Here is a 9070-nt window from a genome sequence, read left to right on the forward strand (position 1 = left end):
CGAACAGGCGACCATCGTCGATCTCGCCGATTCGGCACTCGACGAGATGGTGGCCCGCGCCCGCTGACGGGGATCGCCCGCGTCGGCCCGGGCAGGCGGTCACGCCCTCTCGGTCATGCGTTCTTGCGCGGCTGGTGGTCCGGGTCGCCGTCGCGCGTCGTCTCGGTGTCGACGTCGTCCCCGAAGGTCGAATCCGCCCGTAGGTCCGCGGGGTAAGCGCCGGTCATCCCCTTCGCAGGGCCGATCCCGGGATTGCCCGTGCGGTCGGTGTCCGTGGGCGCGTTGGTCTTCGGGTGCTGGCCTGACAGGCCGGCTCCTGACGGGCCTCCTGCCGGAAGCCGATGCCGGGCCGACGCGTCGGCGCGGGGGCGGTCCCCCGCGCGGCGTGCGGCGGTTCGCCGCCCGCTCCGCGGGCGCTCAGGCGATGTCCGCCGCCGCGATCCGTCGCACGCCCGCCGCCTCCATCTGCGCCCAGGCCTGCGCCAGCGACCCGTCCACGTCGATCCCGCGCACCGCATCCGCCACCACCCAGACGTCGAAGCCCGCGTCGCGGGCGTCCAGCGCGCTCCAGGCGACGCAGAAATCGGTGGCGAGGCCGCATACGACGACGCGGGTGATGCCGCGCTCCGTCAGCGCCCCGGCGAGCCCGGTGCGGGTGGTCCGGTCGGCTTCCAGGAAGGCCGAGTAGCTGTCGACCCGAGGGTCCAGCCCCTTGCGGACCACAAGGCTCGCCCGGTCGGTGGCGAGGCCCGGCGCGAAGGCGGCCCCGCGGCTGCCCTGGACGCAATGCCGGGGCCACAGCACCTGCGGCCCGTAGGGCAGCGCTACGGTCTCGAACGGAGCCCGCCCCGGATGGGTGTCGGCGAAGGAGACGTGGTCGGCCGGGTGCCAGTCCTGCATCAGCACCACGTGCCGGAAGCGGTGCTGGAGGGCATTGATCGGTTCGATCACCGCGTCGCCCCCCGGGACGGGGAGCGCCCCGCCCGGCAGGAAGTCGACCTGCACGTCGACGACGAGGAGCAGGTCGGTGCTGCCGGGCGTCATGGCCGCGTGCCTCAGGGCAGCATCACGATCGAGCCGGTGGTCTCCCGGCCCGCGAGGTCGCGGTGGACCTGCTGCGCCTCGGCGAGGGGATACGTGGCGTTCACCGCGATCCTCACCGCGCCGTCGCCGACCACCTTGAACAGGCGGGCGGCCGCCTCCTCCAGGGTGGCGCGGTTCGACGAGAAGGTCGCGAGCGTCGGGCGCGTCACGTAGAGCGAGCCGCGCGGGGCCAGCAGGCCGAGGTCGAGCCCGGTGATCGCCCCGGAGGCCGAGCCGAAGCTCGCCAGCAGCCCCATCGGCGCGAGGCTGTCCAGCGAACCCATCAGGGTCGCCTGCCCGACGCCGTCATAGACCACCGGCACGCCCTTGCCGCCGGTGATCTCGCGCACGCGCTTGGCCACGTCCTCCTCGCGGTAGAGGATGACGTGGTCGCAGCCGTTCCGCTTGGCGAGGTCCGCCTTCTCGGGGCTGCCGGCGGTGCCGATCACCGTGGCGCCGAGGTGCTTGGCCCACTGGCAGGCGATCAGGCCGACGCCGCCGGCCGCGGCCTGCCACAGGATCGTGTCGCCGGGCTTCACCGCGTAGGTCCGGTGCAGCAGGTACTCGACGGTGAGGCCCTTGAGCATCATCGCGGCGGCGGTCTTCTCGTCGACGCCGTCGGGGATCGGCACGGCCGCGGAGGCCGGGATCACCGGCTCCTCGGCGTAGCAGCCGTCCGCCACCGAGCCGTAGGCGACCCGATCGCCGGGCTTGAACTGGGTGACGCCCTCGCCCACCGCCGTGACGGTGCCGGCGCCCTCCTTGCCGGGGGTGAAGGGCATGTGCGGGGACTTGTAGGCCCCGGTGCGGAAGTAGATGTCGATGAAGTTGACGCCGATGGCGGCCTGCTTGACGCGGATCTGCCCGGGGCCGGGCTCGGCCAGGGGCACATCCTCGTAGCGCATCACCTCGGGGCCGCCGTACTCGTAGACCCGGATCGCCTTCGGCATCGTCGTACTCCCGCTCGCCGCCCCGTTCGGGGGCGTTGCCGCCCGAGATAACGGACCGCCCGCCGGAGGCAATTCGTTTTTGTCCCCTCGCGTGCCGGTTGTAACTCCCCCCGGGGCATCGCCATTCTGGATCCGCCGGTCCCGGGCGCCTATCTAGACCCTGCCCGTTGTCCGAGCCGAGGTCCGACCGCCATGTCCGGCACCACCCGAACCAGCGCCGATCTCGATCCGCGCCGCCGCCGCCTCCTCTACCGCGCCTGGCACCGGGGCATCCGCGAGATGGACCTGATCATGGGCCGCTTCGCCGATGCCGAAATCGGCATCCTGTCGGAGGCGGAGCTCGACCAGTTCGAGGCGCTGATCGAGGTGCCGGACCGGGACCTGTTCAAGTGGCTCACCGGCGAGGTCGAGACGCCCTCGAACTACGACACGGCGGTCTGGAAGCGGGTGCGGGCGTTCCACCGGCACGATGCGCCGATCCATTCCTGAGGGGCCGCGCGATGGACGAACCGAAACCCGCTTACGACCACCCCGCCCGCTCGATCGCCACCGAGCTGGTGGTGCGCATCATGCTGGAGATGATGGAGCGCTCCGATCCGGCGCTGCGCGGCGAGATCCTGCGGCAGGCGACCGGACGGGCCGCCGCGATGACCGAGCACATGCCCAACGCGGATTTCTTCCGCGGCCGGGTCGAGGCGGCGCTGGCGGAGATCGTCGGTCCGGACGCGTGAGGGGCGGGCCGGGGCTTCGACCGCATCCCATCGCGGCTTTCGGCTGTTGCGGCGCGCTCCGTCATCACGAGCGGAGCGAAGTGACCCAGGGTGGCGCGACTTCGGGAGCCATGGCGCTGCCCTGGATTGCTTCGCTGCGCTCGCAAAGACGACCACCGTTCCCTGCCGCAGCAGGACCGCCAGATAGGGTGCGTCCGGGCGTGACCGCGGGGACGCTTTATCGCGACGGCCCGATCGGCTAACGCCACCCGACGTCGCCCCCTGACGCGCCCGGCGGGCCTCCCCGCGAAAGACCCGATGGCCAAGCCTCAGCCGAAGCCCACCGCCCCCGTCGCCAAGCCGGTCGTCAAGCCGCAGGTCGCGCGCTTCGCCCTGCCGAAATCCTCCGCGCTCGCCAAGGCGATCGACGCCCTCAAGCGCGGCGACAGCCCGGTTCTGGCGAGCGCCCCGGAAGGGTTCGACGCCCTGGCGCTGGCCGACCTCGCCCGCGCCCTGGCGCCCACCGTCGATGCGCCGGCGGTGCTGGTCCACGTGGCGCGCGATTCCGGTCGCTCGGCGTCGTTCCAGGCGGCCTTGAGCTTCGTCGCGCCCGAGATGGACGTGATGAGCCTGCCGGCCTGGGACTGCCAGCCCTACGACCGGGTCTCGCCCACCACGGCGGTGGCGGCCGCCCGGATGACGGCGCTGGCCCGCCTCGCCCGCACCCGCTCGGCCGAGGACCGCCCGCGGATCCTCTGCACCACGGTCAACGCCCTGGTGCAGCGGGTTCCGCCCCGGACCCACATCGCCCGCGAGGCGTTCTCGGCGGCGATCGGCAACGTCGTGGCGATGGACGACGTGGTGGCGTGGGTCGAGGCCAACGGCTTCCTGCGCACCGGGACGGTGCGCGACACGGGCGAGTACGCGGTCCGCGGCGGCATCCTCGACCTGTCGCCGCCTGGCCTGCCGGCGCCGATCCGCCTCGACTTCTTCGGCGACACGCTGGAATCGATCCGCGCCTTCGACCCGGAGACGCAGCGCACCACCGGGCAGCTGCGCTCCCTCGACCTGATGCCCATGAGCGAGGTCCAGCTCACCACCGAGACGATCCGGCGCTTCCGCCAGGGCTACATCCAGAGCTTCGGCGCCGCGACGCGGGACGACCGCCTCTACGAGACCGTGAGCGAGGGGCGGCGCTACGCCGGCCTCGAGCACTGGATGCCGCTGTTCTACGACCACCTCGACACGCTGTTCGACTATCTCGGCGGCGTGCCGCTGGTGTTCGACCCGCAGGTCGAGGACGCGGCCGCCGAGCGGATCAGCCTCGTGCAGGACTACTACCAGGCCCGCGAGGGCGCGATGAAGTCGCCGCAGGCCGGCGTCGCTCCCTACAAGCCGCTGCCGCCCCGCGCCCTCTACCTGATGCCGAACGAGCTGAAGGAGCGGATCGCCGCCGCCACGGTGGCGCGGCTGACCCCCTTCGCGCAGCCCGAATCGCCCGAGCGCGCCGTGATCGATTGCGGCGCCAAGGCCGGAAGAAACTTCGCGCCGGAGCGGGCCGACGAGAATACCAGCGTGTTCGACGCCGCGGTGGCCCATATCCGCGACCTCCAGGGATCCGGTCATCACGTGATCCTGGGAGCCTGGTCCGACGGCTCCCGCGACCGGCTCTGCGGCGTGCTCACCGACCACGGCCTCAGGAAGCCCGTGGCGATCACCCGGCTCACCGACGTCTACGCGCTCAAGCGCGGCACCGACGCGGCCGTGGCGGTCTGGGGCCTGGAGGCGGGCTTCACCGCCGGCGACCTCGCGGTGGTCTCCGAAGGCGACATCCTGGGCGACCGGCTGGTCCGCCAGAAGCGCAAGGCCAAGCGGCCCCAGGACGTGATCCTGGAGGTTCAGGCGCTCCAGCCCGGCGACATCGTGGTCCATGCCGATCACGGCATCGGCCGCTTCGTCGGGCTCAAGACGATCCACGCCGCGGGCGCCCCGCACGATTGCCTGGAGCTGCAATATACCGGCGGCCTGCTGCTCCTGCCGGTGGAGAACATCGAGCTCCTGACCCGGTACGGTTCGGAGGATGCCGAGGTCGCCCTCGACCGCCTCGGCGGCGGCGCGTGGCAGGCCCGCAAGGCCAAGATGAAGCGCCGCATCCTCGAGATGGCGGGCGAGCTGATCAAGGTCGCGGCCCAGCGCTTCGTCCGGAAGGCGCCGGCCCTCAAGGCGCCGGAGGGGCTCTACGGGGAATTCGCCGCCCGCTTCCCGTTCGAGGAGACCGAGGACCAGGCCAACGCCATCGACGCGGTGCTGGACGACCTCAATGCCGGCCGGCCGATGGACCGGCTGGTCTGCGGCGATGTCGGCTTCGGCAAGACCGAGGTGGCCTTGCGCGCGGCCTTCGCGGCGGCGATCTCGGGCAAGCAGGTGGCGGTGATCGTGCCCACGACGCTGCTCGCCCGCCAGCACTTCCGGACCTTCGCCGAGCGCTTCAAGGGCCTGCCGATCCAGGTGGCGCAGCTCTCCCGCTTCGTCTCCGCCGGGGAGATGAAGCAGACCCGGGCCGGGCTCATCGCCGGCACCGTCGACATCGTGGTCGGCACCCACGCACTCCTGGCCAAGACCATCGCGTTCAAGGATCTCGGCCTGATCATCGTGGACGAGGAGCAGCATTTCGGCGTGGCCCACAAGGAGCGGCTGAAGGCGCTCCAGGCGGACGTCCACGTGCTGACCCTCTCGGCGACCCCGATCCCGCGCACGCTCCAGCTCGCCATGACGGGGGTGCGCGAACTGTCGATCATCGCGACCCCGCCGGTGGACCGGCTGGTGGTGCGCACCTTCGTGACGCCCTTCGACCCGCTCACCATCCGGGAGGCCCTGCTGCGCGAGCGCTACCGCGGCGGGCAGGCCTTCTACGTGGTGGCGCGGATCGAGGATCTGGCGGAGGTCAAGAAGTTCCTCGACGCCGAGATGCCCGAGATCAAGGTCGCGGTGGCCCACGGCCAGATGGCGGCGGGCCAGCTCGAGGACGTGATGACGGCCTTCTACGAGGGCAAGTTCGACGTCCTGCTCTCGACCACGATCGTGGAATCGGGCCTCGACATCCCCACCGCCAACACGCTGATCGTCCACCGGGCCGACATGTTCGGGCTGGCCCAGCTCTACCAGCTGCGCGGCCGCGTCGGCCGCTCGAAGGCGCGCGCCTACGCGCTGTTCACGACGCCGGCGAACCGCCAGCTCACCGCCCAGGCCGAGCAGCGCCTCAAGGTGCTCCAGAGCCTCGACACTTTGGGCGCGGGCTTCCAGCTCGCCTCCCACGACCTCGACATCCGCGGCGCCGGCAACCTCCTGGGCGACGCCCAGTCGGGCCACATCAAGGAGGTCGGCTACGAACTCTACCAGCAGATGCTGGAGGATGCGGTCACCGCGCTGAAGGCCGGTATCGAGGACGTGCCCGAGGAGGCGTGGTCGCCGACCATCGCGCTGGGCGCGCCGGTGACAATCCCGGAGGATTACGTCGAGGATCTCGGGGTGCGGCTGGCGCTCTACCGGCGGCTCGCCACCCTCCAGGACGACGCCGAGATGGAGAGTTTCGGCGCCGAGATGATCGACCGGTTCGGGCCGCTGCCGCCGGAAGTGGAGCAGCTCCTCAAGATCGGCACGATCAAGATCCTCTGCCTCAAGGCCAACGTCGAGAAGGTCGAGGCCGGGCCGAAGGGGGTGGTGGTCCACTTCCGCGACAAGTCCTACGCCAACCCGCAGGGGCTCGTGGCCTACGTGGCCGAGCAGGCTTCCTTCGCGAAGGTGCGGCCCGACATGAGCGTCGTGTTCGTGCGCGAGCTGACCACGATCCCGGCACGGCTCAAGACCGCCACCGAGGTGCTGCGCAGCCTCGTGAAGATCGCCGAGCGGGGCAAGAAGGCGGCGTGAGGGGCGCGCAACGCCCTTCCCATCAAACTCCCTCATCCTGAGGTGCTGCGCAGCAGCCTCGAAGGAGGGCTCCAGGAATCACACAGCCGTCTGGAGGGCTCCTTCGAGGCCTCCGCTGCGCTGCGGCACCTTAGGATGAGGTGGCGGTTGGGACGGTCGCGCGATCGTTGCGCCGAGAGCGCATCTCTGCTCTCTCCTTCCCCGAGGCACAGGAGACGCGTGGATGGCAAACCCGGCGCAGGTCACCGGCGCGCCCGGTCCGGCGAAGTCCGAGGAGAGTGCCTTCCTCAGGCCCCTGTTCACCGACCGGCGCGTCGCCGCGGTGCTCGGCCTCGGCTTCGCGCAGGGCATCCCGTTCCTGCTCGTCTACGCGACCCAGTCGGCGTGGCTCGTCCAGGCGAAGGTGCCGCTCGCCACGATCGGGCTGATGAGCGAGCTCACCATCGCCTACAAGCTCAAGTTCCTCTGGGCGCCGTTCCTCGACCGCCACGACGCGCCGCTCATCGGCCGCTGGCTCGGGCGGCGCCGGGGCTGGATCGTCGCCACCCAGATCCTGGTGGCCCTGGCGCTCGCGGGCGTCGCCTTCGGCGACCCGGCGCACTGGCTCGCCTGGACGGTGGCGTTCTCCCTGGCGCTCGGCGTCGCGGGCGCCACCCAGGACGTGGTGATCGACGGCTGGCGCATCACCGCCGCGCCGCCCGAGCGGCAGGCGCTGATGTCGTCGTGGTCGGAGATCGGCTACCGGATCGGCAACCTCGCGGCGGGGGCGGGCGCCCTCTACCTGTCCGACGCCTATGGCTGGCGCGCCGCCTACCTGTGCATGGCGGCGCTCATGGCTCCCGGCACGCTGGCGGCGCTCCTCGCCCCCGAGCCCCCCGCCCCCGAGACGCCGGCCACCGGCGGCTTCGTCGAGACCGTCTGGTCGCCGATCCGCGACCTCCTCGCCCGGCTCGGGCCCCTCGCCGTGCCGGTCCTGGCGCTGGTGGCGGGCTTCCGGATGCCCGGCTATGTCTCGAACGCCATGGCGATCCCGCTGTTCAAGACGCTCGGCTATTCCAACACCGACATCGCCACCGTGACCAAGCTGTTCGGCTTCTGGATCGCGCTGGGCGGCACCTTCCTGGCCAGCGCCATCATCCCGCGGATCGGCATGATGGCGAGCCTGCTCATCGGCACCGTGACGGCCTCGGCCTCCCATCTCGCGCTGGCCTACCTCGCGTGGCACGGCGGCCATGGCGGGGCGGCTTTCTGGACCTTCGCGTTGACCGTGGGGATCGACGGCTTCGCCTACGCCTTCGCGTCGATCGTGCTGATCACCTACATGTCCCGCCTCGCGGCCACCGCGCATGCCGCGAGCCAGTACGCCCTGCTCACCTCGCTCTGCGCCCTCCCGGGCAGCCTGCTCGCCGGGTTCTCGGGCTTCGTCATCGAGCGGACCGGGTTCACGTGGTTCTTCGTCGGAACCTCCCTGATCGGCGTGCCGGTGGCCCTGCTGTGCCTCCTGGTCGCCCGCCGGCACGGACCTATGGAAGCGCCCGGACAGGTGACCTGAGGCTGTGTCCCAACACGGGAATGCGCGCGGAAACTGTCTCTTTAGCGGGGATTAACCACACGGCGGCTTAATGGGGCGGACGGTTGATGTCCTCCCCAGACGGGCAACCCAGGCCACGTGCGCGGAAAAAGCCTCCGCGGGCGAACGGCGGCGGCTGCCCTTGGGGAAGCGCGTACGCGAGTTCCCCGAATGGCCCAGGCTGCGTTGTCCCGAACCGCGTACCACCCCGCGGAGTCCCTGCGCCCGGTGCCCCCGCGGATCGCCTATGTCGAGACCGCCTACGATCCCGTTCTGCGCACCCGGGCGCCCTACCCGAGCGCCATGCGGCGCGCCCGCCGCCGGACCCGGCTGACGGCGCTCATCTCCCTGACGGCGATGACCCTGGCCGGCTGGGCCGTCCTGAGCCACCCGCAGGGGCCGGCCGGGATCGATTCCGCGGGCCTCGCCGCTCCGCAGGCCGCCGCGCCGGAGCCTGCGCCCGCCCACCCGCCCGCCGCCGCGGTCGGGCCGGCTGCCCGGTCGGCCCCGCGGAAACCGAGCATCGCCTGGATGCTGGACCCGAGCCCGGCGCTGGGCTCTGGCACCGCGACGGCCTTCGGGACCGAGACGCCGCCGGTCCCCGGCTTCCAGCTCGCCGCCGCCGAGCCGTCCCCGGCGATCCGGGACATCGCCCGGCAGGTCGCCCGGGCCGAGCAGTCCAGGGTTGCCCAGGTGCGGATGGCCCAGGCCAAGGCGGTCGAGAAGACCGCGGAGGCGCCCCCCGCGCCGGTCCGGATCGCCGCTGCCGAGGCCACGCCCGCCGCCCTCGCGCCGCCCCGCGTCGCCGCCCTCGTGCCGCTGCCCGTGGC

The 9070-nt window shown here is 71.9% G+C and carries 6 protein-coding genes and 1 pseudogene; 5 read left to right on the forward strand and 2 right to left on the reverse strand.

All coding sequences use genetic code 11. From position 1 onward, the window contains the following. Window positions 1-417: 417 nt before the first annotated feature. Both pncA and AC1DXK_RS29015 read right to left on the reverse strand, forming a co-directional pair. On the reverse strand, window positions 418-1044 hold the full coding sequence (pncA, locus tag AC1DXK_RS29010) for a bifunctional nicotinamidase/pyrazinamidase (RefSeq protein ID WP_457108533.1): 627 nt from the start codon (window positions 1042-1044) through the stop codon (window positions 418-420). A gap of 11 nt (window positions 1045-1055) precedes the next feature. After that, on the reverse strand, window positions 1056-2033 hold the full coding sequence (locus tag AC1DXK_RS29015) for a quinone oxidoreductase family protein (protein ID WP_457108534.1): 978 nt from the start codon (window positions 2031-2033) through the stop codon (window positions 1056-1058). 192 nt (window positions 2034-2225) lie between these two features. Here AC1DXK_RS29015 and AC1DXK_RS29020 point away from each other — a divergent pair, with 192 nt between their 5' ends. The 5 genes and pseudogenes from AC1DXK_RS29020 to AC1DXK_RS29040 all read left to right on the forward strand — a co-directional run. Then, window positions 2226-2522 carry an FAD assembly factor SdhE gene (locus tag AC1DXK_RS29020; protein WP_457108535.1) on the forward strand — a complete coding sequence of 99 codons (297 nt, stop codon included), beginning with the start codon at window positions 2226-2228 and terminating at the stop codon, window positions 2520-2522. An 11-nt stretch (window positions 2523-2533) separates the two neighbouring features. After that, window positions 2534-2764: a hypothetical protein gene (locus tag AC1DXK_RS29025; protein ID WP_457108536.1), complete on the forward strand. Its 231-nt coding sequence runs from the start codon at window positions 2534-2536 to the stop codon at window positions 2762-2764. 297 nt (window positions 2765-3061) lie between these two features. Further along, window positions 3062-6670 carry a transcription-repair coupling factor gene (gene mfd, locus AC1DXK_RS29030; RefSeq protein ID WP_457108537.1) on the forward strand — a complete coding sequence of 1203 codons (3609 nt, stop codon included), beginning with the start codon at window positions 3062-3064 and terminating at the stop codon, window positions 6668-6670. Window positions 6671-6893: 223 nt separating this feature from the next. After that, window positions 6894-8222: an AmpG family muropeptide MFS transporter gene (locus tag AC1DXK_RS29035; protein ID WP_457108538.1), complete on the forward strand. Its 1329-nt coding sequence runs from the start codon at window positions 6894-6896 to the stop codon at window positions 8220-8222. Window positions 8223-8468: 246 nt separating this feature from the next. Further along, a pseudogene (locus tag AC1DXK_RS29040) lies at window positions 8469-9070 on the forward strand (hypothetical protein); the annotation flags it as partial.

It is taken from the genome of Methylobacterium sp. P3_A11 (assembly GCF_056403155.1).